Consider the following 24,859-nt stretch of genomic DNA (forward strand, 5'->3'; position numbering starts at 1 on the left):
CCTTAATAATTCTTTGTATACTCCCGATGTTTAGCAACAGCTTCTTTTAATTCCTCCAGATTATCAGAAGAGAATTTCTCTAGAATTTCTTGGGCTAAAACTGTTGCTACAACTGCTTCCATAACAACACCTGCTGCTGGAAGAGCGGTTGGATCACTTCTCTCCACCGTTGCCTTATAAGGCTCATGGGTTTCAATATCGACACTCATTAATGGCTTATAGAGAGTCGGAATTGGTTTCATGACCCCACGAACAATAATCGGTTGGCCATTGGTCATGCCACCTTCAAAACCTCCAAGGTTATTCGTTCGACGAGTATAGCCTTCTTCTTTAGACCAGAGAATTTCATCCATGACTTGACTACCCTTGAGATAACCTGCTTTAAAGCCTAGTCCAAACTCCACACCCTTAAAGGCGTTGATTGAAATAACTGCTTGAGCTAGTCTCGCATCTAGTTTGCGATCCCATTGAACATAAGAACCCAGACCAACAGGAACACCACCCACAACTGTTTCGACAACACCACCAATAGTATCTCCATCACGTTTAATCTGATCAATATAATCCTTGATCTCCTGCTCACGTTCTTGGTTAACGATAGAAACTTCTGATTGAGCAGCCAGTTTTTTAATCTCTAAAACTGTTAAGTTTTCTGGAACATCGATTTCCTTGCCGCCAAAAACAACAACATGGTTGGCAATTTCGATATCAAGCTCAGCTAAAAGTCGCTTGGCTACTGCTCCAACTGCAACCCGCATAGTTGTTTCACGGGCAGATGAACGTTCCAAAGAATTTCGCAAGTCATCAAAGCGGTATTTAATCCCACCAACTAAATCTGCGTGACCTGGGCGAGGATGAGTGATTTTTCGTTTGCTTTTAAGTTTATCCTCAATATCCTCGGCAGACATGATATCCAGCCATTTTTGATGGTCTTTGTTAATGACATCCATGGTAATGGGAGCACCTGTCGTCTTACCATGACGAACTCCAGAAGTGAAGACAACCTGATCACTCTCGATTTTCATACGTCCACCACGACCGTAACCGCCTTGGCGACGTTTGAGATCCTCATTGATATCTTCTGCAGTCAAAGGCAGTCCTGCTGGAATTCCTTCAATAATTGCTGTCAGACGAGGACCATGTGATTCTCCTGCTGTTAAATATCTCATACATTCTCCTTATTTTACTAAGTAAGCTTTCATTTCTTCGAGAGAAACTGGGTGAATCATCGCTGAACCAAGCTCAGGTACCAAAACTAATTTCATGGTATTGCCACGCGCTTTTTTGTCATGAGTCAAAGCCTGATAGAGCTTGTCAAGATCCCAGTTTTCATAATCAACAGGAAGACCAAACTTCTGACACATCTCTCGGATAGACTGGGTTATTCCAGCTGGCATGAGGCCTTTTTCTTCGGCTACCTTAGAGACCTGAACCATTCCCATAGCCACTGCCTCACCGTGCATGATTTTTCCGTAACCAGCAGTTGCTTCAATAGCATGACCGATTGTATGACCAAAGTTGAGATACAGACGAATGCCATTGTCCAATTCATCCTCAACTACCATCTTTCGCTTCACCTGGCAAGAATGATCAATCAAACTCTCTGAATGCTCCAAAATACTCTCTAAAGAACCATCCATTTCAGATAATAAGTCCCAGAGTTCTGGATCTTCAATTAAGCCATACTTGATGACTTCACCCATTCCTTCAATCAACTCTCGCTTACCTAGAGTTTCAAGAACTGTTGGATCAATCAAAACGCCATCTGGCTGGGCAAAAGTTCCCACCATATTCTTGGCAAAAGGAGTATTTACTCCTGTCTTACCACCGATTGAAGAGTCCACTTGAGCTGTCAAGCTAGTCGGAATTTGGACAAAGTGAATACCTCGCATATAGGTTGAGGCTACAAAGCCAGCTAAGTCTCCGACAACTCCGCCACCTAGAGCTACGATGCCGTCACTGCGAGTCAAGTCTTGCTTAACTAGAAATTCATAAGCCTTTTGAACTGTGGTTAGATTTTTTCGCTCTTCACCCTCTAGAAAGTCAAAAACTGCCACTTGAAAACCAGCATCCTCTAAGCTCAATTTTACTTTTTCTGCATAGAGAGAAGCCACATGGTTATCCGTTATGATAACAATTTTTTGTGGTTGCCAAAGTTCGCGCAACCATTTCCCCGCTTGAGACAAGCATCCTTTTTCAATCTGAATATCGTAAGGATGATGTGGAAGGTCTATTCTAATTTTCATAGCAGGTCTCCTTTTTCTTTATTGGTACTTTTGTGTTAATAATTCCCAGATTTGATCTATTGGCATTTCCTTGCCTGTCCATAACTCAAAAGCTTCAGCAGCTTGGTAAAGCAGCATGCCAAGGCCATTGATAGATTGATTTCCCTGGTTTCTTGCCCACTTTAAAAATGGTGTTTCAAAGGGTTGATAAATCACATCTGCTACCAAGAGCTTCTCTGGTAAAGCGACACTTGCTGGGATTGGCAGAGATACTCCATCCATGCCAACACTAGTCGCATTTACCAGTAAATCCGAATCAATTATCCTTGCTTGCAGTTCAGAAACATCTTCTAAAGCAAATAAATCTACTTTAAATCCTGTTTCATTTTGTAGTTTTTCTAAGTAAGGTCTTGTTTTTTCTATTGAAGCCGAACGTACAGAGACAGAAACTTGACTGACTCCATCCAAAATTGCCTGCGCCAAAATTGCCTTGGCTGCACCGCCTGCTCCTAACAATACCATTCTTTTCCCAGATATTTTAAAAGAAGGCAAGCTCTTAAAAAATCCCTTGCCATCTGTGTTATATCCGATTAAAGTTCCCTCTCGATTCACAACTGTATTAACTGCACCAATAAGACAAGCTTCCTCACTCAACTGGTCCAGATAAGGAATCACTTGCTCCTTGTAGGGCATAGAAAGATTGATTCCATACATCTGATAGCGACGAATATTTGCAACTGTTTCTGCCAAGTCAGTCGCTTCAACCTCCCAGGCTAGATAGACACCGTTTGTCTCTGTTGCCTCAAAAGCACTATTATGAATGAAAGGAGAAATGGAATGTTTGATAGGATTTGCGACCACAGCTGCCAGACGTGTGTAGCCATTAATCTTCATTCAAAATCTCCCGAATTTTTACCATATTGGAGAGTGAGATTTGTCCTGGGGCACTTGCTGCATCTAAACTTGCAAATGACCAACTTGAACCCGTTACATCTGAAGTGATACGAGATACCTTACCCACTTTGCCCATAGAAATAGTTACATATTCTTGTTCAGGGTTGAGAGTTTTAAATCCTCGTGTGAAATTCATGAGGTCTAATACATCTTGTGCTGTATGTGCCATTACAGATACCTTAACTACTTTCGGAGTTAGGCTAGTTAGTTCTGACAAAATTTCCATCATATTATCTGGAGTTTCCTGGAAATTATGGTAACTCAAAACCAAATTTGGAAAATCTAGCATCTGCTCAAAAACATCCTTGTGAGCAAAATACTCAAAATCAATATATTCTGGTTGATAGAGTTGAGCTACATCTTTGATAATTTGGACATACTCTGCCGAATCCAAATCGATCTCGCCTCCCTCAGCACGAGTTCGCAGGGTAAAGAGGAGTTCACGGCCTGCAAATTTTTCAAAAATAGCTGGGGCTACCTGTAAAATAGCTTCCTTTGGTAGGAAATCGGCACGCCACTCAATGATATCAGCATCAATATACCGCATGGCATCGATTCCTTGCGCCTCTTCCAAACTCTTTGGCATTACTGAAACGACTAATTTCATTTAGTTACCTTCATGCTAATCACCTTGAGGTAATTACTACTTTCATCTTTTTCATTGTAGACAAAGTCTGCTGGAAGTCCATACTTTTGAAGAACCTGATATTTTCTTCCTGCGAATCCTTTGTCGATTTGTTCTATAAATTTTTGACGGGAAACATTGGCAGCATTGGTGCTAGCAATGATCATACCTCCCGGATTTAAAATCTCTAAACTCTGGGAAATCAACTTGTGATAGTCCTTAGCTACAGAGAAAGTTTGCTTTTTATTACGGGCAAAGCTAGGTGGATCCAGAACGATCACATCATAAGATAAGCCCTTACGTTTAGCGTATTTAAAGTATTCAAAGACATCCATAACAATGAAACGATGACTGTCAAGACTGAGTCCATTGGCATGAAAATGAGCTTCTGACAGTTCTCTTGAACGTTTGGCTAGGTCTACAGAGGTTGTTTCACTAGCTCCCCCCATAGCTGCAGCAACTGAGAAGGCTGCTGTATAGGAAAACATATTTAGCAAGGACTTGCCCATGGCCAAACCATCAACTAAGCTACCACGCACTTTATGCTGATCCAAGAAAATGCCTGTCATAAGACCGTCGTTCATAAAGACTTGATAGAGGACACCATTCTCGAGAACTGTAAAATGTTCTGGTGCTTCTTGACCATAGATATGGGCAGACTCATAGTCTAGACCTTTAAAACGAATCTTTTCATAGGCACCTAAGACTTCAGGGAAAACCTGAGCAAAAGCTGCTAAAATCTGTTGGCGAAGTCCATAGATATAGGAGTTATACCAAGAGAAAACAACATAATTCCCATAGAGGTCCAGAGTCATTCCACCAAAACCATCGCCTTCTTGATTAAACAAACGAAAGGCAGTTGTCAACTCATCTCGATAGTAAGCAGAACGTCTTTGTTTGGCTTTTTCAAACAAACTTTCAAAGAATTTTTGGTTAAAAGAAAGCTTCTGGTTCGTTACAAACCAACCAATCCCCTTATTTTGACGAGATAAATAGGCCTTGCCCAAAAACTGCTTGTTTTGACTCAATAACTCGACTTCTTGATCAGTTTCAGATAGTTCTGGAAAATCAATTTCCTCCAAAAGCACTAGACCTTGGTTTAGTTTTTTTTCAACACGTCTACTGACGAATACTTTATTCATAAACACTATTATAACAAATTTTATGACAATTCACAAAATAGAAACTATTGATTTATCCATCATCTTGCCCTATCTGAGAGAATTTTTCCTCCCATTAGTCCTACTATTTTTCTTTTATAGTATTTCAACACTTCCAGTTGAAAAATAGACATAAAATTTAAAGAGTTTAATTATAACGCAAACGTTTGCGCAGAAGCTGACTTTATGCTACAATAATTCTCATCACTGTAAGTAAGAGGATTAACTATGAAAAATCAAACCCTAATGCAATATTTTGAATGGTATCTATCCCACGATGGAAAACACTGGATGCGCCTAGCTGACGACGCTGAACACCTAGCTAACTTAGGCATTAGTCACATTTGGATGCCACCTGCTTTTAAAGCAACAAATGAAAAAGATGTTGGTTATGGCGTCTATGACTTGTTTGACCTTGGAGAATTTAATCAGAAGGGTACTGTACGTACTAAGTATGGCTTTAAGGAAGACTATCTTCATGCCATCCAAACTTTAAAATCTCATAGGATTCAACCAATGGCTGATATCGTCTTAAATCATAAGGCAGCCGCTGACCATTTAGAATCTTTTCAAGTTATCGAAGTGGATCCAGAAGATCGAACTGTGGAACTAGGAGAACCTTTTACCATCAATGGCTGGACCGGTTTTACTTTTGATGGACGACAAAATACCTACAATGACTTCCACTGGCACTGGTACCACTTTACTGGAACTGACTACGATGCTAAACGCCGTAAATCTGGAATCTATCTGATACAGGGAGACAACAAAGGCTGGGCTCATGAGGAATTAGTCGACAATGAGAATGGCAATTACGACTATCTCATGTATGCCGATCTAGATTTCAAACATCCTGAAGTGATAAAAAATATCTACGATTGGGCAGATTGGTTTATGGAAACAACTGGTGTGGCAGGTTTCCGTTTGGATGCAGTCAAACACATTGACTCTTTCTTTATGCGCAATTTCATTCGCGATATCAAAGAAAAATATGGCCAAGATTTCTATGTCTTTGGAGAATTCTGGAATCCAGACAAGGAAGCAAATCTGGACTACCTTGAAAAAATTGAAGAACGCTTTGATCTTGTCGATGTTCGACTTCACCAAAATCTCTTTGAAGCAAGCAAGGCTGGAAAAGATTATGATTTAACAACCATCTTTGAAGATAGTCTAGTACAACTCAATCCAGACCGAGCTGTAACCTTTGTCGATAACCATGATACTCAGCGTGGCCAAGCTCTTGAATCCACTGTTGAAGAATGGTTTAAACCAGCAGCCTACGCCCTCATTCTTTTGCGTGAGCAGGGTCTCCCATGTGTCTTTTACGGAGACTACTACGGTATCTCTGGTCAATATGCTCAGCAAGATTTCAAAGATGTTCTTGACCGTTTGCTAGCTATTCGAAAAGAGTTGGCTTACGGAGAGCAAACGGACTACTTTGATGACCCTAATTGTATCGGTTGGGTCCGTTCAGGAGCTGACAATCAATCACCACTTGCCATCGTGATTTCTAATGCCAAAGCAAACTCTAAAACCATGTTCGTCGGTCAAGAATGGACTGACCAAACCTTTGTTGATTTACTTGGTAACCATTCAGATCAAGTAACTATTAATGCTGAAGGTTATGGAGATTTCCCAGTTACAGAACGCTCTCTTAGTGTATGGGGACTGGCTAACTAATCAATTAATACTCTTCGAAAATCTCTTCAAACCACGTCAGCTTCTCCTTGCCGTATATGTGTTACTGACTTCGTCAGTTCTATCCACAACCTCAAAACGGTGTTTTGAGCAACCTGCGGCTCGCTTCCTAGTTTGCTCTTTGATTTTCATTGAGTATAAAACACACAAAAAATGCCCACAAGCTAGATTTTCTTTCTAGCCTGTAGGCATTTTTTTCTATTATCAATACTTAAAACTAGTCTTTCCAAAGATCCATAGCATTTTGAAAATCTGCAGAAACTTGAACATTTTGAGGATTAGTCGCTTCTCTCTCCTGACGCTTAGCCTCTACCTGGACTACACTCTTAATGCCTTCATGACGCCAGTTTCTTAGGATAGCTTGGATGTACTTCCAATTTGGTTTTCCATTCAAAACGGCCTCACGTAGGGCCTCTTTGATCAGGTTCGCACTGGTTCCGTCTTCTTTCAAACTCTTTTCCAAATCTTCGATCTCAAAAGGACTTAGGAGACGACCTAGCTCTTTTTGGAAGGTTTCCACCAAGTCTTTCAAATCATTTTTAGCGGGTAGCGCTTGGCTAGGCTCTTGCTGTTCAAAAAGTTGGTCTAAGCGCTCTAAAGCTAAAGTCGCATCAAAAATCACTTCTATCTCACCATTGAGTTCAATGGTTCGGTATTGAAGTAAGCCTTTTTCTGTCAAGCGCGAAATAGCTTGATTGACTTCAAAGACTTGCTTGCCAATTTTCTCAGCAATCTGGCTTGGGGACAACTCCCCTAAAGCTGTTGTATTTTGTAGGTAAAAGAATTGCCAAACTAAGAAATCATCGCTTGATGAAAACAGTTGATTGTAGTTTAAGAGCAGAGCACTTGGTAATACCAAGTTCCCTGATTTGAAAGCATCTAAATATGTCATAATTCCTCTTATAAATATCCAAAATGAGAGACATCTTCTTCTGCACTCTTCCACTCAAAAGGGGTTTCTTGGTAAACTGCATAATTTACCCAGTTACTGAAAAAGAGAGCTGCTGAGGAACTCCAACGCATACAAGGAAGTTCATGGATGTCATCATTTTTGAAATAATTTTCTGGTATATGGGGATCTAAACCAGCATCTAGATCTCTAAAATATTCTTTCGCTAGAGTATCACGATCATACTCTAAATGCCCAAAGCTATAAACTTCTCTTAAATCTCGGCTTGCAAGGATAGAGATTCCCACCTCTTTTCCAGATGCTAAAATCTCTAGATTGGTTTTATTTACAATGTCTTCTTTGAGAATTTCTGTGTGACGAGAATGGGGAGACACATACAAATCATCAAAACCTCTCAGCAAAAGATGACCTTCTTTTAAAACATCCTGAGGATAAATTCCCGAAAGCTTTTGAGCCATCTGGTGTTTATCTACGCCGTAACGATAGTAGAGGCCAGCCTGTGCTCCCCAGCAAATATGCAGGGTTGAAAAGACATGAGTCTTTGACCAATCGATAACCTGAGTAAATTCCTCCCAATAGTCCACTTCTTCAAAAGGGAGATGTTCAACTGGTGCTCCTGTGATAATCAAGCCATCAAAATACTGGTCTTGAACTTCCGAGAAGGTCTTATAAAAAGTCTCCATATGTTCAGAACGAGTTGTTTTCGACTGATGACTTTCCATATATAAGAAATCAATATCTAACTGCAAAGGAGTATTAGCTAAATGCCTCAAGAGCTGGGTTTCCGTTACAATTTTTTGAGGCATCAGATTTAAAATCAGAATTTTTAGCGGGCGGATATCCTGATGAGCCGCTCGTTGGTCATCCATGACGAAAATATTTTCCGTTCGTAAAATCTCAACTGCTGGTAATTTTTTATCTATTCGAATCGGCATGGAAATCTCCTTACTGTATCAAGTTTAGGCTCAAGTGAACATACAGTCATCAAATGAAAAAATCAGCTGACGAAAGTCCTTCCCTTTATTATACTGTAAGAAGATATAGTTTTCAATTATAGTTTTTCTCTAACTAGATATAGCCTTTTTTTATATCAGATGAAGAGAAAACAGCCCTAGGGACTGTTTTTCATTAATAATGCATAAGCACCTTGTAGTCGTAATCTCCGATAGCTTCACGACCTTTAAGCTCATCAAGTTCGATCAAGAAGGCACAACCTGCTACGACTCCACCCAATTTTTCAATCATTTCGATTGTAGCCTTAACAGTACCACCTGTTGCCAAGAGGTCATCTACGATCAGAACACGTTGTCCTGGTTTGATAGCATCTGCGTGCATAGTCAAAGTATCAACACCATATTCTTTTTCATAGTCAGCTGAAACAACTTCACGTGGTAGTTTTCCAGGTTTACGAACAGGCGCAAAACCGATTCCCAATTCAAAAGCGACTGGACATCCAACGATAAATCCACGCGCTTCTGGTCCAACAATCATATCGATTTTTTTGTCAGTAGCGTATTGGACGATTTCACGAACAGCATAGCTGTAGGCATTACCATCAGCCATCAAGGGACTGATATCACGGAAGACAATTCCTTCCTTAGGGTAGTTTTCAATGGTTGCAATGTAATCTTTTAAGTTCATAGCATTTCTTTCTTTTAAAATTTTTACTCTCTATTATAACACATTTCTTAGAAAAGAGAAATAGAAAGAAGCCTTGACACTTGGTACAAGACTTCTCATTTTTTCCTTCAATTGTTGCTATTATTGACTGAATGAAGTTCTTACTTCTTTTTACTTTTAGATTTTTGATTGAGTTGACGATTTTATTCGATACGCCACTCTCGCTCAAAGTAGGACATGGCTTCAAAGACTCTTCGCGGTAAACCGACATCCAGCAAGTAGATTGGGATTTTCAAAACATTTGATTACTTTGTAGTCGAAAATCCCTCGAACTTCTTCCACCCTTGATTCTCATAAGAGAAAACGTTTCTACCTGCCCCCAGGAATAAAACTGCCAATCTTTTTTAGGATGTGGCTTATAGAAAAAAACTTGGGACGTACATTTCAAATACTCTTTATCTGAAAAAGAAGTCGCAAACGTTCATACAAAATCCATCCAACAATGATGATTAAGAATAAGACAAAGAGTCTTAATGCCACCAATCCCACAGGTGCCACCTTGGGATAGGTCAGCATAAACGATAGAATCCAAAGCAGAAAAGCTAACTCAACTAAGCAGAGAAGAATAGTCCAGATGATTTTCTTACTGCTCCATTTGATGATTTTCTCTTCCATTACGCCAACTCACTTAAATATTCATAGCGTTCATATTTTTCAAGCAAGGCTTCATTCTTTTCATCTAGCTCTTTTTGAAGGATAGCTAGTTTGCCAAAGTCAGAGCCATTGGCCTGCATTTCTTCTTCAATCCCAGCAATGCGGTTCTCCAAGTTTTCGATATCACTTTCAATACTTGCCCACTCTTGCTTTTCTTGGTAGGTCATGCGTTTCTTTTCTTCACGGACTTTGACAACTTTTTCTTTCTCAGCCTTTTGAACTTGACTTGTTACTTCTGCTTCGAAGGCCTTTTCATCCAGATAATCGGTATAGTGGCCAAAGAAGGGACGGATGGTGCCATTCTCAAAGGCAAGAATCTTAGTCGCTACCTTATCAAGGAAATAACGGTCGTGACTAACAGTCAAGACTGGACCTGCAAAACCTTGTAAGAAATTTTCTAGAACAGTTAAGGTCGCAATGTCTAGGTCATTAGTTGGCTCATCCAAGAGGAGAACATTTGGTTTTTCGAGGAGTAGTTTAAGGAGGTAAAGTCGTTTTTTCTCACCACCAGACAACTTCTCAATCAAAGTACCGTGTGTTGAACGCGGGAAGAGAAATTGTTCTAGTAACTCAGCGATTGAAGTTGTAGAACCACTACTGGTCTTAACCTCTTCTGCCACTTCCTGCAGATAATTGATAACCCGCTTACTCTCATCCAAGCCTTCGATTTGTTGAGAGAAATAAGCGATGCGAACAGTTTCACCGATAATAACCTCTCCTTCAGTCGGTTTCAAACTTCCTGCAATTAGGTTAAGAAGGGTTGACTTCCCAACACCATTGTCACCAACGATTCCGATACGGTCTTTGGCTTGAACCAAAAGGTTAAAATGTTGCAAAATCGGTTTGTCATCATAGGCAAAGGAAACATCCTTAAACTCGATGACCTTTTTACCGATACGGCTGGTTTCAAAATTCATGCTCAAGTCTGTCTCAACACTAGTATCAGAAACCTCCTTTTTCAAGTCATGGAAACGATTGATCCGAGCTTGTTGCTTGGTTGCACGAGCCTGTGGTTGTCGTCTCATCCAAGCTAATTCTTGTTTGTAAAGTTGTTCCTTTTTGTGAAGAAGAGCAGCATCACGCTCATCCTGTTCCGCCTTGAGGCGAACATAATCTTGGTAATTTCCTTGATATTCTGTCAAACCAGCTCGGTCCAACTCGAAAATTCTCGTCGAAAGCGCATCTAGGAAATAACGATCATGGGTGATAAAGAGAACCGTTTTCTTGGAATTTTTCAAAAAGAGGGTCAGCCATTCAATGGTGGCAATATCCAAGTGGTTGGTTGGTTCATCCAAAAGCAAAAGATCGTGATTTCCTAGCAGCACTTGGGCCAACTGAACACGTCTTCGCAATCCACCCGAAAGAGCTCCAACTGGAGTTGATAAATCCTGAATTCCCAACTTGCTAAGAACGGTCTTGACCTGACTCTCAATTTCCCAAGCTTGGAGAGAATCCATCTCCGCCATGACACGTTCCAAACGCGCCTGCTTATCCTCACTGTAGTTGAGCATAAGAAGTTCATACTCACGAATGAGCTGGATTTCCTTGAGATCACTAGATAGGACCGTATCCAAGACAGTCTTGTTGTCATCAAAAACTGGATCCTGAGTCAGGTAGCCAATCTTGTAGTCGTTTTTAGCTGAAAAAGGACTGACATCACCATCGAAACCTGAAACCCCTGAAAGAACATCTAAGAGAGTCGTTTTCCCAGTTCCATTGACACCAATGAGACCAATGCGATCCAAGTCATGGATGATAAAGGAAATATCCTTAAAGACAGTCTTGTCTCCAACGGATTTACTTAGTTTTTCAACAATAAAATCACTCATTTTTTCTCCCTCAAGTAGGCATGAATAGCTTCCAAATTATTTTCCAAATCTCCATCTACAATAGCATACTCAATCTCTGCTAAAATTTCTCCCATTTCTGGTCCTGGTTGATAGCCATATTCTTTGATCAAAATCCCACCATTGATTTGAATTTCTTTTTTATCATGGATGGTTAAGCTGTGGTAAGTCTCTTCGATAGCCTGTGGATTGACTTCTTTTCCTTGAGCCTGACGAAGATTTTCAGCCTGCAAGAGTAAATCTAAGTCAAAACGGTAACAATCGCGCTTGCTCAATTCTCCCTTTTCACGCAAGGCCAAAATAGTCAGCAAATCCTGAACTTGCTTGGCAAACTGGCGTGAGGTCTTCCAAGCCTTCAAAAATTGCTGCGCATCCTTCACCTCTAAAGCCCACAGTAGAGCCGCCCAAGCTTGTTCAGAAGATTCAAAAGTAAAATCAGCATCTAAGTCAAATAAAGATTGGAGGTTCTCCTGACTACCAGCCATATCCGGAAGATAATCATAAGCTTGACTCTCAATCATGGAAGATAAACCTACTCGCCAATGGGGAGCTAGTAGAAGTTTATCAAATTCAACAAAAGTACGCTCCACAGAGATTTTTTCTAGGAGTGGCGTCAAATCTTTCATAGCCTCAAAGGTTTCTTGCTCGAGTTCAAAACCAAGACTAGCTTGAAAACGAAATCCACGCATAATGCGTAGGGCATCTTCGTTGAAACGCTCACTAGCTACACCAACTGCTCGTAAAATTTGATTTTCTAGATCTCTCAAACCATCGAACAAATCAATGATTTTTCCCATCTCATCCAAGGCAAAGGCATTGACAGTGAAATCACGTCGTTTGAGGTCTTCTTCTAATGAGCGGACAAAGGAAACTGCACTAGGTCTACGATAGTCAACATAGACATCCTCCGTCCGAAAGGTGGTTACTTCGTACTCCTCATCCCCTTCTAAAACCAAGACGGTTCCATGTTCAATTCCGATATCAGCTGTGCGTGGAAAAATCTGTTTTGTTTCTTCTGGATAAGAAGAAGTCGCGATATCCACATCATGGATGGGACGATTGAGTAGAGCATCCCTAACAGAGCCTCCAACAAAATAGGCTTCATAGCCTGCTTCTTTAATTTTTTCTAATACTGGTAAAGCCTTCTGAAATTCAGAAGGCATTTGTGTTAATCTCATAATAAGTGTTCTAATCCATAGACAAGCTCATGACGCTTGACAACTTCTTTGATTCCCAAATTCACTCCTGTCATGAAGGAGCTACGATCATAGGAGTCATGACGCAGGGTCAATCCTTCTCCCTGATTTCCAAAAATAACTTCCTGATGGGCCACAAGACCTGGCAAGCGAACTGAGTGAATTCTCATACCATCAAAGTCCGCACCACGCGCACCGGGTATGAGTTCTTCCTCATCACTGGCACCTTGTTGAATTGATTCTCGTACCTCTGCCATCAACTCAGCTGTTTTGATAGCTGTTCCACTCGGAGCATCTTTCTTCTTGTCATGATGGAGCTCGATAACCTCCACATTTGGGAAGTATTTAGCAGCCTGCTTCGCAAATTGCATGAGTAAGACAGCACCCAGAGCAAAGTTTGGAGCAATCAAGCCACCCAAATCTTGGGAACGGGAAAAATCTTTTAGCTCTGTAATTTCTTGACTAGTAAAGCCTGTTGTACCAACCACTGGAGCAAAGCCGTGTTCAAGAGCAAAACGTGTATTTTCATAGGCAACTGCCGGTGTCGTAAAGTCCACCCAAACATGGGCATCAAAGCCTGCTAAGTCATTTTTATCATTGAATACTGGAATTCCTTGCCATTGGGTCTCAGACTCAAAAGGATCCAAAACAGCTACTAGTTCTAACTCAGGATCTGACAAAACCATCTGACAAGCAGCTTGGCCCATCTTTCCCTTAAAACCAGCAATAATTACTCGAATATTCATCTCTACTCCTGTCTAAGATACAAAGCCTGTAAGAACACAAAGTGAAATTAGGAGTTCTGGTCAAGGAGTGTATACTTCTTGGAAGAACTATCTTTTTCACACAGGGTTTCAGGCGTGTTGAATTTTAAGATACAAAGGACCTTAGTTGCCCCTAAAAAATAGTCTAGATTATGGGTGTATAGCCCAAAGCAATACTTCCTTCTCCCAGGTGAGTCCCAATAACACTACCGAAGGTTGCAATTGAAACATCTGTAGCCACTCCACCATCGATCAAAAGTTGACGTAAATCTGCTGCTTTTTGAGGAGCATTCCCGTGAATGACAGTAATCTGGTAATTCCCAATAGCTGTTGCTTCTTTAACAATTTCAACCAAGCGTTTGGTAGCCTTTTTCTCTGTACGAACCTTTTCATATACTTCTATCACACCTTGGTCATTGAAGTATAGGATTGGCTTGATACTAAGGAGATTCCCCAAAATTGCCGCACCATTTGAAAGACGTCCCCCCTTAACTAGATGGTCAAGATCATCCACCATAATAAAGGCTGAGGTATTTTCAATCTGTTCAGTTACTTTATCTAAGATAGACTCGAAACCATCTCCCTGTTCTGCCCATTTAAAGACACTCTCAGCCATATAGCCTAAAGGAGCACTTGTAATTCGAGTATCTGGAAAAGCAATGGTCAAACCTTCAAACTCATCCTTCATGTATTGGATATTTTGGTAAAACCCTGAAATTCCAGAAGATAGGAAAAGGCCCAAGGCATGTGTATAGCCTTTGTCTTTTAATGATGATAAAATTTCATCTAACTTAGCAATACTTGGTTGGCTCGTTTTTGGCAATTCGCTTGCTGAAGCCATTTTTTCATAAAATTCTTGAGCGGTTAGATTTACACCTTCAACATACTCCTGTCCATCGATATTCACAGGAATGTCTAACACAAATAAATCTTCTTTCCGCAAGGTTTCCGCTTGTAGAAAAGCAGACGAGTCTGTTATGACCGCTAATTTCATTTCTTAAAACTCCAAATTAATTCCCGGTAAATCAAGGGCAATTTCTGTTACTTCATAAGTCAAACGATTAAGCATATCCAAACATGGGCGAGCTAGTGTCTCAACTTCTTCTTGGTTGAAATCACTTGGTTGGTCGACAATACGACCTTCAACATGATTGACTTGAGAAATCGTTCCACTAATGACAAATCTATCAAAGACAATCATAAAGCTCAAAACAACTACCAAAGAAGTAACTTGATTATCTTGATCATGCTGAAGCAACTGGAAGTTTACATCAACCTTAGTTTCAGGTGCTCCATTTTCATTTTCCCATTCAAAGTTACGCGCATCAAAGTGATACTGGCTGACAAATTCTTGTTCACGTTTTAAATTCATTTTCATCTCCATTTGTACAATTACAATATAGTTGCCATTGTACCATATTTTTTTATTTTCTGCTAGATTTACTAAATACCAATCTCAGTTTTAACAACTTGGGCAATAGTATCTACATAGTAGTCAACTTCCTCAGTGGTTGGGGCTTCAGCCATGACACGCAAGAGTGGCTCCGTTCCACTCGGACGAACGAGGATGCGGCCATTCCCTGCCATTTCTTCTTCCATCTTCTCGATAATGGCTTTGATAGCAGGAACTTCCATTGCCTTTTCTTTCATGGCATTTTCCACACGAATATTGACTAATTTTTGTGGGTAAATAGTCACTTCTGCTGCTAATTCTGATAAACTCTTACCTGTTTCTTGCATGATCTTCGTCAATTGCACAGCTGACAACTGACCATCACCAGTTGTATTGTAGTCCATCAAGATAACGTGACCTGACTGCTCTCCACCGAGATTGTAGCCTGATTTTCTCATTTCTTCAACTACATAGCGGTCTCCAACTGCAGTGACTGCTTTATTAATACCTTCACGGTCCAAGGCCTTGTGGAAACCAAGGTTAGACATAACGGTTGTTACGATCGTATTTTGAGCCAATTGACCTTTTTCAGAAAGGTATTTCCCGATGATGTACATAATCTTGTCACCATCAACGATTTCTCCATTTTCATCAACAGCAATCAAACGGTCGCTATCACCATCAAAAGCCAAACCGATAGCTGAACCGCTTTCTTTTACAAGTTCTTGCAAGGCTTCTGGATGAGTTGAACCAACGTTCAAGTTGATGTTAAGGCCATCTGGTGTTTCACCAATAACTGTTAATTGAGCACCTAGGTCTGCAAAAATTTGACGAGCACTTGTTGCAGCTGCTCCGTTAGCAGTGTCCAAGGCAACCTTCATCCCTTCAAGAGGAGTTCCAGTTGAAACGAGGTAGGCTTCATATTTACGCAAACCTTCTGGGTAGTCTACAACCGTACCTAAGCCCTCTGCACTTGGACGTGGAAGAGTATCTTCACTTGCATCAAGCAAGGCTTCGATTTCTGCTTCTTTGTCATCGTCTAGTTTAAAGCCGTCACCACCAAAGAATTTAATTCCGTTATCAAGAGCTGGGTTGTGACTTGCTGAAATCATGACACCTGCACTCGCTCCCTCAGTTTTCACCAAGTAAGCTACTGCTGGTGTTGCAAGAACTCCAAGCTTATAAACGTGAATTCCGACTGAAAGGAGACCAGCAATCAACGCTGCTTCAAGCATTTGACCTGAGATACGAGTGTCACGTCCTACAAAAACTTTTGGTGCTTCAGTCGTATGTTGACTGAGGACATAACCTCCAAAACGTCCCAATTTAAAAGCTAATTCTGGCGTTAATTCTACGTTTGCTTCTCCACGGACTCCGTCCGTTCCAAAATATTTACCCATTTTTTATCCTTTTCTATTGTTTTATTAATCTTTTTTTGAAGAGTCTGGCTTGGTTTCAGAACCAGTTGAAGACGAACTGCCCGAAGATGAGCTTGTCGTTGATGAGCTAGAACTACTTGCTGATCGAACTTGTTTCGTTGTTATCTTCATGGTTGTTTCATACGGTTTAATCACCGTTGGTAAAACTGTTCCATTCTTATCAATAGCTTGTAGAGGAACTGAACCCGTATAATTTCCTGTAATTTTTTCACTAGTTGGTAAAACAGCCACAATCTTATCAATCTTGGATAAGGTATCAGCATCACTAGTAACCGAAACGCGTTCATCTGAAACAGTCACACTATCGATGAGAATTCGTTCATCAACCTTACCAGAGTCAATCTGTGGAGTGACTGGTAAATTATCCCGTGTTGCCTTCTTCCCAATTTTAACGGTGATTTTCTGTGGTGTTGCTAGGGCTGTTAAACCGCTCGGAAGATTCTCAATGGTCAAGGGAACTTCAACCGTTCCTTCTGTCGCCTGTGTCAAATCTGCAATAACCTTGAATTTACGAGTGCTTTCTTGCATCTCACTAGCCAAGGTCACTCGATTGGATCCAGTTAAAAATACCGTTACTTCTGAACTAAAACCGCTAATAAAATACTGCTCACTATTGTACTGAATATCAATCGGTACATTTACAACCGTATTGGTATAGGTTTCTGTTCGAGCCGGTCTTGCATTATTATTATTTTGGTAATTAATAGAGGTAACGTAGATAAATAAAACACAAGAAAAGAGGAGTGAGGAGATGATATATAAACTATTTTTTTTCATTCTTCCAGCCTCCTAATATACGCTCTGTTAAGCTTAGTTCTTGTGAATTTTCCGGAATCAGTATACGACGTAGTTCTTCCTCAAATTCTTCCATCGTTAAATCATGCTTAAAGACACCATTATAGGTAATGGAAATACCTCCAGTTTCTTCTGACACAACAAATGTTAAGGCGTCTGATACTTCAGATAAACCAATAGCTGCACGGTGTCGTGTTCCAAACTCCTTAGAAATACCAGTGTTTTCAGTAAGTGGAAGATAAGCAGATGTTACAGCTATTCGATCACCTTTTATAATGACTGCACCATCATGTAAAGGTGTGTTGGGAATGAAGATATTGATTAAGAGTTCTGCAGAAATTTTAGCATCTAAAGGAATCCCCGTAGAAATATATTCCTGCAAGGTTCTGACACGCTGAACAGAGACCAGTGCTCCAATTTTACGCGGGCTCATATATTCTACCGATTTGACAAAGGCCTGAATCATCTGTTCTTCTGAACTCATTGGTGTACTTGAAAAGAAATCAGTCGCACGTCCCAAGCGCTCTAAACCTGTCCGAATTTCTGGAGAGAAAATAACAACCGCTGCAATAACACCGTAAGTAATCAATTGATTGATCAACCAAGAAATAGTTGTCAAGCCTAGGGTATTTGCTACTATCTGAGCTAAGATAAAAACTAAAACACCTCGAACCAGGATCATAATCTTGGTTCCTGCAATTGATTTTGTAAATTGGTATAAGATATAGGCAACGATAAGAATATCAATCACATTTATCAGAATACTCCAAGGACTGGAAAATAAACTAGACCAGTATTGAAGATTAGATAATTGCTGAAAATTCATTCTAGGCCTCCTCTCCATAAAAAAGCTACTCTTCATTATATCATTTTATATGAAAATTTTCTTCCCTCTACTTCATTTTAAATTGGTAGAAAATATGATAGAATTAAATGATAGAAATGAATTAAGGAGAAACCATGTCTGAACTATATGATATCACTATTGTAGGAGGTGGTCCTATCGGTCTCTTCGCAGCCTTTTATGCTCACCTTCGTCAAGCCAAAGTACAAATCATCGATTCTCTTCCTCAACTAGGTGGTCAACCTGCTATCCTATATCCTGAAAAACAAATTCTCGATGTTCCTGGTTTTCCAAACCTCACAGGGGAAGAATTGACTAACCGCCTTTTGGAACAACTTGAAGGGTTTGAGACGCCTGTACACCTCAATGAAACTGTTCTTGAGATTGAAAAAGAGGATGATGTTTTTAAGATTACAACTAATAAGGGAAACCATACTTCTAAAACCGTTATTATTGCTATGGGTGGTGGTGCCTTTAAACCACGTCCACTCGAATTAGAAGGTGTTGAAGGCTACGACAATATCCACTACCATGTTTCTAATATGCAACAATACGCTGGTCAGAAGGTAACCATTCTGGGTGGTGGTGACTCAGCCGTTGACTGGGCACTAGCTTTTGAAAAAATTGCTCCAACTACACTTGTGCATCGTCGCGATAACTTCCGTGCTCTTGAGCATAGCGTCCAAGCATTGCAAGAGTCTTCTGTGACTATCAAAACACCATTTGTGCCAAGTCAGCTTCTTGGAGATGGAAAAACTTTAGACAAGCTTGAAATATCAAAAGTTAAATCCGATGAGACCGAAAACCTTGAACTAGATCATCTCTTTGTCAACTATGGCTTTAAATCTTCTGTCGGTAATCTTAAAAAGTGGGGATTAGACCTTAACCGCCACAAGATTATCGTCAATAGCAAGCAGGAGTCAAGCCAAGCTGGAATTTATGCTATCGGTGACTGCTGCTACTATGAAGGTAAGATTGACTTGATTGCAACCGGTCTAGGTGAAGCACCAACTGCCGTTAATAATGCTATCAACTACATTGACCCCGAACAAAAAGTACAACCAAAACACTCTACAAGTCTATAATGTCAAAATTACAATTTTATTAAAAAATCAAGTGAAATTTCATGATAAAACGCATAATAACAAGTATCTAAAGAACTTGCTATTATGCGTTTTTATGATTTTAAAAACTTTTCCACTAACCACCTTTATTTGCTTTTTATATAAAGTTTAATACTTATTGATTAGTTTTTTAATATTTCCCCTCATTCCGACATATTCAGACTAACAAACTCTGTGTACCGTATGAGTAATACTAGATAATATTCTATCCTAGTGTAATTTGTGGTGAAACTTCGAAGTTAACATTTACAAATTGACGTTAAATACAGTTATGAACATGTTATAAAGTTTGATGTTAGTGGCTGTTAGATTAATTATTACATAAGTTAAGTGTTAATCTGGCTCATTTATCATTCTGTATCGGTAATATAAATTTAACTTCAGCACCACGACAAGCTTCTCTATTTTTCAAGATTACTGATCCACCATGTAATTTAATTATTTGTTCAGTAATAAATAATCCAATACCATAATTGGTTGCAGAATGCCTGCTATAATCTCCACGATAGAACTGTTCTTTTGCGTGAATTAAATCGATATCAGAAAAACCTTTCCCGTTATCTAATACTGATATTTCTAAAAATTCATCTACAGTTTTTAAATTCAATTCCAATGTAACTATTCCATTATTATTTTCAATTGAATTCGCTAAGACATTTTGCAATGCTCTCTCTAAGAGTTTCAAGTCTACACTCATTATACCATCTTCAACTACTACATTAGTTTTTAGATTGTTAGAATTAATTGACATTAGTTCTTTAGAAACTGTTACCAATTGTTCTGATACAGTTTTTACTGCCAACGATTGTGGCTGGTATTCAGTGGCATTAGAATTCTTATTCATGATTAGAAGTGTTTTTATATATTCAGATATTCTATTGCTATTCCTCAGTATATAATCTATATAAATACTCTGGTCCTCTGTCACAGATGTCTTTTTAAGCAACTCAGCATTTCCTTGAACAATAGATACTGGGGTTTTCAAGTCATGTATCAAAGCAGAAATCTGTTTTTGCTTGTTTTCTTCCTGTATCCACTCTTTGATTAATGACTCTTGCAAAGCATTTCTCATTTTCTCTAAACTAAATAGAACTTCATTAAATTCTTTGACTCTTGAATAATGCAGGTCAAAATCTAAAGTTTGTTCTGATATTTTTTCGGAAGCAGCAAATATAGGTGAGAGTTGTTTCACAAGATATTTAGCCCATACTATTGTAACAACCAATGTATTTAGTAAACTAACTAAAATAAGAATACTGACATACACTACATTGACATTAGGAAAATATTTTGCCATGAATTTATTTGTAAAATAGGGTTTTACTGAATATTGAATAATACAATAACCGTCATTTCGTAAAATTTCTATATAGCTATAAGATGGGGTATTATATACTCTCTCATTATTATAGTATCGAATTGCTCTATCTTCTTCATCTTTACTCATTGAACTAGTAATGATATTTCCATCCTTTGAAATTAATAGATATGAGGCATTATCTGGTATAAGATTTTTATCAAAGGTCTCTGTATTGGCTATCGCATTCTTCCTCTCATAAATCTGATTTTCTGTGTAATCAGCAGGTAAAATAAATCCTAATGAATACATGGTGGTGAACATCAGAATTACTAAACCAAATGAAAGAATCAATACAATTCCTACACTTATTAGATATTCTAAAAATATTATTTTTAGCGATCGCCCTTTTAATTTTATTCCCATTTATATCCAATTCCCCATACAGTTACAACTGGAGATACACCTTCCTTCTGTAATTTTGCGCGAATATTCTTAATATGTTCTGAAATAGCTGAAGAATTACCTATTCCATCATATCCAAATATCATCTCATAAATCTGTTCTCTTGAAAATACTTGCCCACGCCTACGTGCTAGAAGTTCACAAATTCGATACTCAGATTTTGTAAAAGGAATTTTCTTATCATTTACATAAATTATATTCGCTGATAAATCAAATCTAATTTCTCCAAGATTTAAACTTAAATGTCTCTCTCGATTTTCTCGACGTAAATGAGCATCAACTCTCGCAATTAATTCGTTTACCCCAAAAGGTTTTAGAATGTAATCATCAGCTCCTGTTGATAAACCAGAAACAATGTCACTTTCCAAAGATTTTGCAGTTAAAAATAAGATGGGACAGTCTACTCTATCTCTAATAGATTTACAATAAGATATACCATCTATCTTTGGCATCATTATATCTAATAAAATTAAATCATACTCTGATAATTTAGAAATAGGCACCTCTGTTGGATTTTGAAAAATATCTACATGATATAATTTTTGCGTTAAAATATTTTTGATTAAAACTAAGAGATCCATTTCATCATCTATAGCTAATATTTTCACCATCCTATTCCCACCTTCATTTCTATTCCATATTAGTTCTGCCGTTCCATTTACTAAACCAAATCAAACTTACAAATAAAATTACAACTATCATTGGTGTTGCAACTAAAGACCATTTAAAAAATTCATAATAAAATAAGTTTTCACCAGATATTTTATCTACAAAATAAAGACCACAAAGTCTTGAAGACCAAGAACTTGGTATGTAATACCAAATCTTATCCCCCATACTTGTAACAGCAAGCAGAGCTATCAATGTTTCAAAGAAACCAAGACCAATAGAGGCACCACTCCCAAATCTGAGGCTAATAACCAGATGTATTAAATATAACGGAACAACTCCGATAATCATTAAGACTGATTCCAATATCAAATCATAAAATTCTTGATAATTAAAAAACATCAAAAAACTACTTTGGAGTATAACAAGTGATAGAGATGCACACAACAATAAGGATAATAACTTACCAATATACATACTAGTTCTTGATTGCGAACCAGTTAACATTATCTGAAAACAACCTGCTTCTGCTTCCATTTCTATTACCTTTGCAGTAATAAAACCAATAATAATCGGGAACAATGCACCTAACGTAATCAAATAATTTAATGTGACATCCTCAATTGAATACCTACTTAGGCTCGTAAATTTAAAACCAGCATATATCATAATCACAAATAGTATTGGGAGAAACAGATATAACCAGGGTAACCAAGTATGTTTTATCTTATATAGTTCAGACTTTAAAATATTTATCACTATCCCACCTCCTGTTTTGCAAACCAAATAGATGATAAGTAAGATAATAGAAGAAATAACAGAATTGAGAAGATACATGGAGGCAAAATGGATGTGTTTAACATCATATTTCCTGCATCTGCTGGTAGTCCATTTGGCATAATTTTCAGCATTGGAACCATAGCTCTTATACTCCAACTATATGGGGAAAACAACCAATAATCTCCAGCAGAAAACATAATTCCAAGTACAACACCTAGTAAACCATTTATCATAAGACTAATAGAAAAACCAAACTTTTTAGCTAATAGTAGGCAAAATGGAATTTGCCATATGCTTGATACCACTAATGCTATACTCGAAACTAATAAAGTACTAAAGCTATAGCTTAAAAATATTTGTTCTCCAAAAATAAATTGCACAATTAAAACTGCTATCAAATGAACCAAACTTGTCATCAGAATCAAACAGCTTGCTACAATAATTTTTGATATCCAAATCTTTCTTAAATCAATACTTAGAGGATAAACTGCCCTATATTTTATTTTTTTATCTTCGTATCGATTCATTAAAGCAAGAATCAGTGCATAAGTAATTGGCATAATTATAGTATACCACCAATTATATGAATCTACTGTAAAATATGGTGGTGCCAGTATATAAGAAAGAATTATCAAAGATATAGGTATTATATAGATTATTTTTTTTAAAAAAGTTCTTTTATATTTTAAATAATCACTAAGGATATAATTTATCATTTTTAATTCCCCTTCTTTACTACTTCCAAAAATAAATTTTCTAAACTTTCTTGAGAGTTTTTTATATCTTGGTATTTTAATTCACCTTCACATATTATTCCGATATAATCTGCAACTTGCTCAACTTCGGAAATATTATGGCTGGATAGAATTACTGTAATGCCTTGTTTTGGAAAACCAAGAATCATCTCCCTTAATTCTTGAATTCCCAATGGATCTAAGCCGTTGGTTGGCTCATCTAAAATTAATAATTTAGGATTATTTAACAGTGCTATTGCAATTCCTAATCGTTGTTTCATTCCCAAAGAAAATTTTCCACTTCTTTTTTTACCTGTATTTGATAGACCAACGATTTTTAGAACTTCATCAATTCTTGATTCGGGTAATCCAAGTAACATTGTTCTTACTTTTAAATTTTCTCTTGCACTTAAGTTCTCATACAACGGAGGTAACTCTATCAAGGCACCAATTTGTTCGAGATCCTTTCTACTCCATATATGATTATCAAATATAATATCTCCGGACGATTTATGGAGCATTCCTGTTATCATCTTTAGTGTAGTTGATTTCCCAGCACCATTTGGACCAAGTAATCCGTAGATACTATTCTCTTTCACTTGTAATGAAATATTATTCACTACAAGTTGATTCCCAAATTTCTTTGACAAATTCCGTGTCTCTAAAATATTTTTTTCCATTTTGATCCTCCTTAAATTTACACTTCAATAATAAAATATAAATTTAAAGATTTTATAAAGAAAATACATAACTTTTATTGATCTAAAAAATAAACTATAAATACGCAATTTAATGAAGATTAAAAATAAAAATTTGAAATTTTTAGTATTCTATCTAGAACCTTAATCTATTAAAACAACGAATCCTCTGAAAATGAAAATTCTACTGAATGAAACTTCAGTAGAATTTTTTAAATTTATGTGACTATTAGTCCGTCTCGCTCCGTGAGGTGCGAGACAAATAAACCACCCGCTATGCGGGTGCGCGTCGAAGGTTATACCAAAAAAACTCCAAACGCGATACAATAAAGGTGTTCAAGCCAATTGTAAAGCGAAAGGAGAAAACCATGGTACAAAAGTCTCATAGTTTATCACACACAAAGTGGCACTGTAAGTATCACATTGTGTTCACCCCTAAGTATAGACGAAAAGTCATCTATAATCAATATCGGAGTAGTTTAGGTAAAATATTTCATCGTTTGTGTAGCTATAAAGGAGTTGAAATTATCGAAGGACACTTGATGCCAGATCATGTACATATGTTAGTAAGTATTCCACCAAGGATAAGTGTTTCTAGTTTCATGGGTTATTTAAAGGGTAAAAGTGCACTCATGATGTTTGACAAACACGCCAATTTGAAATATAAGTTTGGGAATCGGCATTTCTGGGCAGAAGGTTATTATGTGAGTACAGTAGGGCTTAATGAAGCCACGATAAGGAAATACATACAAGGTCAGGAAAAGCATGATATAGCACTAGATAAATTAAGTGTAAAAGAATATGAGGATCCCTTTAGGGATAGTGGCAAGTAATACTCACGCCTCTTTAAGAGGCAAGTGACGAGTCAAGAGCAATGCGGCTTGAACAACGTGAAAGCCAGCGTCTTTAGGCGCTGGCTGGTAATTTGGGCTTATAGCCCTGGTGCAAACCACCCGTTAGACGGGTGG

Annotated in this window: 24 protein-coding genes and 1 pseudogene; 3 read left to right on the forward strand and 22 right to left on the reverse strand. The window is 38.2% G+C overall.

Annotated features, from left to right (window positions below; translation table 11 throughout):
- Positions 1-2: 2 nt before the first annotated feature.
- From aroC to RRU92_RS09025, 5 genes are read right to left on the reverse strand one after another with little or no spacing between them, the layout of a single operon-like run.
- The gene (aroC, locus tag RRU92_RS09005; RefSeq protein ID WP_153224946.1) at positions 3-1,169 is read right to left on the reverse strand and encodes a chorismate synthase; all 1,167 of its coding nucleotides are present in this window, start codon (positions 1,167-1,169) and stop codon (positions 3-5) included.
- A 9-nt stretch (positions 1,170-1,178) separates the two neighbouring features.
- A complete protein-coding gene (aroB, locus tag RRU92_RS09010) occupies positions 1,179-2,246 on the reverse strand; it encodes a 3-dehydroquinate synthase (protein WP_153224945.1) in 1,068 nt (355 codons plus the stop codon).
- 18 nt (positions 2,247-2,264) lie between these two features.
- On the reverse strand, positions 2,265-3,119 hold the full coding sequence (locus RRU92_RS09015; RefSeq protein ID WP_315639447.1) for a shikimate dehydrogenase: 855 nt from the start codon (positions 3,117-3,119) through the stop codon (positions 2,265-2,267).
- Positions 3,109-3,786: a type I 3-dehydroquinate dehydratase gene (gene aroD / locus RRU92_RS09020; protein WP_153224943.1), complete on the reverse strand. Its 678-nt coding sequence runs from the start codon at positions 3,784-3,786 to the stop codon at positions 3,109-3,111. Before aroD ends, RRU92_RS09015 begins: the two co-directional genes overlap by 11 nt.
- Positions 3,783-4,946 (reverse strand): class I SAM-dependent rRNA methyltransferase, encoded by a 1,164-nt coding sequence (locus RRU92_RS09025; RefSeq protein ID WP_281334680.1) that lies wholly within the window; start codon positions 4,944-4,946, stop codon positions 3,783-3,785. Before RRU92_RS09025 ends, aroD begins: the two co-directional genes overlap by 4 nt.
- Positions 4,947-5,192: 246 nt before the next feature.
- On the opposite strand from RRU92_RS09025, the gene RRU92_RS09030 reads away from it, so the two are divergent.
- Positions 5,193-6,644, forward strand: coding sequence for an alpha-amylase (locus tag RRU92_RS09030; RefSeq protein WP_315639451.1), 1,452 nt, complete (start codon positions 5,193-5,195; stop codon positions 6,642-6,644).
- A 235-nt stretch (positions 6,645-6,879) separates the two neighbouring features.
- Here the strand turns inward: RRU92_RS09030 and RRU92_RS09035 are convergent, their stop codons facing one another.
- From RRU92_RS09035 to cdaA, 12 genes and pseudogenes are all read right to left on the reverse strand, one after another.
- Positions 6,880-7,554, reverse strand: coding sequence for a DnaD domain-containing protein (locus RRU92_RS09035; protein WP_075232104.1), 675 nt, complete (start codon positions 7,552-7,554; stop codon positions 6,880-6,882).
- Between the two features lie 8 nt (positions 7,555-7,562).
- Positions 7,563-8,507, reverse strand: coding sequence for a homoserine O-acetyltransferase/O-succinyltransferase family protein (metA, locus tag RRU92_RS09040; protein WP_315639452.1), 945 nt, complete (start codon positions 8,505-8,507; stop codon positions 7,563-7,565).
- 193 nt (positions 8,508-8,700) lie between these two features.
- Positions 8,701-9,213, reverse strand: a complete 513-nt coding sequence (locus tag RRU92_RS09045) for an adenine phosphoribosyltransferase (RefSeq protein ID WP_049527563.1) — start codon at positions 9,211-9,213, stop codon at positions 8,701-8,703.
- A 182-nt stretch (positions 9,214-9,395) separates the two neighbouring features.
- Positions 9,396-9,867 (reverse strand): annotated as a pseudogene (locus RRU92_RS09050) (hypothetical protein).
- Positions 9,867-11,735, reverse strand: coding sequence for an ABC-F family ATP-binding cassette domain-containing protein (locus RRU92_RS09055; RefSeq protein ID WP_315639453.1), 1,869 nt, complete (start codon positions 11,733-11,735; stop codon positions 9,867-9,869). The pseudogene RRU92_RS09050 and the gene RRU92_RS09055 overlap by 1 nt, the downstream one beginning before the upstream one ends.
- Positions 11,732-12,931: a CCA tRNA nucleotidyltransferase gene (locus tag RRU92_RS09060; protein ID WP_315639454.1), complete on the reverse strand. Its 1,200-nt coding sequence runs from the start codon at positions 12,929-12,931 to the stop codon at positions 11,732-11,734. Before RRU92_RS09060 ends, RRU92_RS09055 begins: the two co-directional genes overlap by 4 nt.
- Positions 12,928-13,695, reverse strand: coding sequence for a 4-hydroxy-tetrahydrodipicolinate reductase (gene dapB, locus RRU92_RS09065; RefSeq protein ID WP_315639455.1), 768 nt, complete (start codon positions 13,693-13,695; stop codon positions 12,928-12,930). The genes RRU92_RS09060 and dapB overlap by 4 nt, the downstream gene beginning before the upstream one ends.
- Positions 13,696-13,858: 163 nt before the next feature.
- Entirely contained in the window at positions 13,859-14,707 is an 849-nt protein-coding gene (locus RRU92_RS09070; protein WP_315639457.1) for a DegV family protein, read from the reverse strand.
- A 3-nt stretch (positions 14,708-14,710) separates the two neighbouring features.
- Positions 14,711-15,085, reverse strand: a complete 375-nt coding sequence (locus RRU92_RS09075; RefSeq protein ID WP_001050083.1) for a DUF1149 family protein — start codon at positions 15,083-15,085, stop codon at positions 14,711-14,713.
- Positions 15,086-15,156: 71 nt separating this feature from the next.
- The gene (gene glmM, locus RRU92_RS09080; RefSeq protein ID WP_315639458.1) at positions 15,157-16,506 is read right to left on the reverse strand and encodes a phosphoglucosamine mutase; all 1,350 of its coding nucleotides are present in this window, start codon (positions 16,504-16,506) and stop codon (positions 15,157-15,159) included.
- A 24-nt stretch (positions 16,507-16,530) separates the two neighbouring features.
- Entirely contained in the window at positions 16,531-17,322 is a 792-nt protein-coding gene (locus tag RRU92_RS09085) for a YbbR-like domain-containing protein (protein WP_315639460.1), read from the reverse strand.
- Positions 17,309-18,166 (reverse strand): diadenylate cyclase CdaA, encoded by an 858-nt coding sequence (gene cdaA, locus RRU92_RS09090; protein ID WP_315639462.1) that lies wholly within the window; start codon positions 18,164-18,166, stop codon positions 17,309-17,311. Before cdaA ends, RRU92_RS09085 begins: the two co-directional genes overlap by 14 nt.
- A 134-nt stretch (positions 18,167-18,300) precedes the next feature.
- Between cdaA and RRU92_RS09095 the strand changes: the two genes are divergently transcribed.
- The gene (locus RRU92_RS09095; protein ID WP_315639464.1) at positions 18,301-19,269 is read left to right on the forward strand and encodes an NAD(P)/FAD-dependent oxidoreductase; all 969 of its coding nucleotides are present in this window, start codon (positions 18,301-18,303) and stop codon (positions 19,267-19,269) included.
- A 382-nt stretch (positions 19,270-19,651) separates the two neighbouring features.
- Here the strand turns inward: RRU92_RS09095 and RRU92_RS09100 are convergent, their stop codons facing one another.
- Genes RRU92_RS09100 through RRU92_RS09120 form a run of 5 tightly spaced genes read right to left on the reverse strand, consistent with a single transcriptional unit; the run spans position 19,652 to position 23,873 of the window.
- Positions 19,652-21,031, reverse strand: coding sequence for a HAMP domain-containing sensor histidine kinase (locus tag RRU92_RS09100; RefSeq protein WP_315639466.1), 1,380 nt, complete (start codon positions 21,029-21,031; stop codon positions 19,652-19,654).
- Entirely contained in the window at positions 21,022-21,681 is a 660-nt protein-coding gene (locus tag RRU92_RS09105) for a response regulator transcription factor (RefSeq protein ID WP_315639467.1), read from the reverse strand. Before RRU92_RS09105 ends, RRU92_RS09100 begins: the two co-directional genes overlap by 10 nt.
- A gap of 19 nt (positions 21,682-21,700) precedes the next feature.
- Complete coding sequence (locus tag RRU92_RS09110) at positions 21,701-22,438, reverse strand: lantibiotic immunity ABC transporter MutG family permease subunit (RefSeq protein ID WP_315639468.1); 738 nt, start codon at positions 22,436-22,438, stop codon at positions 21,701-21,703.
- Positions 22,438-23,175: a lantibiotic immunity ABC transporter MutE/EpiE family permease subunit gene (locus RRU92_RS09115; protein WP_153224927.1), complete on the reverse strand. Its 738-nt coding sequence runs from the start codon at positions 23,173-23,175 to the stop codon at positions 22,438-22,440. The genes RRU92_RS09110 and RRU92_RS09115 overlap by 1 nt, the downstream gene beginning before the upstream one ends.
- A 2-nt stretch (positions 23,176-23,177) precedes the next feature.
- Complete coding sequence (locus RRU92_RS09120; protein WP_153224926.1) at positions 23,178-23,873, reverse strand: lantibiotic protection ABC transporter ATP-binding protein; 696 nt, start codon at positions 23,871-23,873, stop codon at positions 23,178-23,180.
- A gap of 386 nt (positions 23,874-24,259) precedes the next feature.
- Between RRU92_RS09120 and tnpA the strand changes: the two genes are divergently transcribed.
- Positions 24,260-24,724 (forward strand): IS200/IS605 family transposase, encoded by a 465-nt coding sequence (gene tnpA, locus RRU92_RS09125; RefSeq protein ID WP_248035372.1) that lies wholly within the window; start codon positions 24,260-24,262, stop codon positions 24,722-24,724.
- The last annotated feature ends 135 nt before the right edge of the window (positions 24,725-24,859 follow it).

This window comes from Streptococcus sp. DTU_2020_1001019_1_SI_AUS_MUR_006 (genome assembly GCF_032340315.1).
GTDB lineage: Bacteria > Bacillota > Bacilli > Lactobacillales > Streptococcaceae > Streptococcus.

Excerpts from the sequence above, each read along its gene's own strand:
- RRU92_RS09085 (WP_315639460.1), bottom strand. The coding sequence starts at position 17,322 with ATGAAAAAAAATAGTTTATATATCATCTCCTCACTCCTCTTTTCTTGT.
- RRU92_RS09100 (WP_315639466.1), bottom strand. The coding sequence starts at position 21,031 with ATGGGAATAAAATTAAAAGGGCGATCGCTAAAAATAATATTTTTAGAA.
- dapB (WP_315639455.1), bottom strand. The coding sequence starts at position 13,695 with ATGAATATTCGAGTAATTATTGCTGGTTTTAAGGGAAAGATGGGCCAA.
- RRU92_RS09075 (WP_001050083.1), bottom strand. The coding sequence starts at position 15,085 with ATGAATTTAAAACGTGAACAAGAATTTGTCAGCCAGTATCACTTTGAT.
- tnpA (WP_248035372.1), top strand. The coding sequence starts at position 24,260 with ATGGTACAAAAGTCTCATAGTTTATCACACACAAAGTGGCACTGTAAG.
- RRU92_RS09055 (WP_315639453.1), bottom strand. The coding sequence starts at position 11,735 with ATGAGTGATTTTATTGTTGAAAAACTAAGTAAATCCGTTGGAGACAAG.
- RRU92_RS09060 (WP_315639454.1), bottom strand. The coding sequence starts at position 12,931 with ATGAGATTAACACAAATGCCTTCTGAATTTCAGAAGGCTTTACCAGTA.
- RRU92_RS09115 (WP_153224927.1), bottom strand. The coding sequence starts at position 23,175 with ATGATAAATTATATCCTTAGTGATTATTTAAAATATAAAAGAACTTTT.
- RRU92_RS09105 (WP_315639467.1), bottom strand. The coding sequence starts at position 21,681 with ATGGTGAAAATATTAGCTATAGATGATGAAATGGATCTCTTAGTTTTA.
- glmM (WP_315639458.1), bottom strand. The coding sequence starts at position 16,506 with ATGGGTAAATATTTTGGAACGGACGGAGTCCGTGGAGAAGCAAACGTA.
- aroD (WP_153224943.1), bottom strand. The coding sequence starts at position 3,786 with ATGAAATTAGTCGTTTCAGTAATGCCAAAGAGTTTGGAAGAGGCGCAA.
- RRU92_RS09015 (WP_315639447.1), bottom strand. The coding sequence starts at position 3,119 with ATGAAGATTAATGGCTACACACGTCTGGCAGCTGTGGTCGCAAATCCT.
- RRU92_RS09045 (WP_049527563.1), bottom strand. The coding sequence starts at position 9,213 with ATGAACTTAAAAGATTACATTGCAACCATTGAAAACTACCCTAAGGAA.
- RRU92_RS09035 (WP_075232104.1), bottom strand. The coding sequence starts at position 7,554 with ATGACATATTTAGATGCTTTCAAATCAGGGAACTTGGTATTACCAAGT.
- RRU92_RS09025 (WP_281334680.1), bottom strand. The coding sequence starts at position 4,946 with ATGAATAAAGTATTCGTCAGTAGACGTGTTGAAAAAAAACTAAACCAA.
- RRU92_RS09095 (WP_315639464.1), top strand. The coding sequence starts at position 18,301 with ATGTCTGAACTATATGATATCACTATTGTAGGAGGTGGTCCTATCGGT.
- aroB (WP_153224945.1), bottom strand. The coding sequence starts at position 2,246 with ATGAAAATTAGAATAGACCTTCCACATCATCCTTACGATATTCAGATT.
- metA (WP_315639452.1), bottom strand. The coding sequence starts at position 8,507 with ATGCCGATTCGAATAGATAAAAAATTACCAGCAGTTGAGATTTTACGA.
- cdaA (WP_315639462.1), bottom strand. The coding sequence starts at position 18,166 with ATGAATTTTCAGCAATTATCTAATCTTCAATACTGGTCTAGTTTATTT.
- aroC (WP_153224946.1), bottom strand. The coding sequence starts at position 1,169 with ATGAGATATTTAACAGCAGGAGAATCACATGGTCCTCGTCTGACAGCA.
- RRU92_RS09120 (WP_153224926.1), bottom strand. The coding sequence starts at position 23,873 with ATGGAAAAAAATATTTTAGAGACACGGAATTTGTCAAAGAAATTTGGG.
- RRU92_RS09070 (WP_315639457.1), bottom strand. The coding sequence starts at position 14,707 with ATGAAATTAGCGGTCATAACAGACTCGTCTGCTTTTCTACAAGCGGAA.
- RRU92_RS09030 (WP_315639451.1), top strand. The coding sequence starts at position 5,193 with ATGAAAAATCAAACCCTAATGCAATATTTTGAATGGTATCTATCCCAC.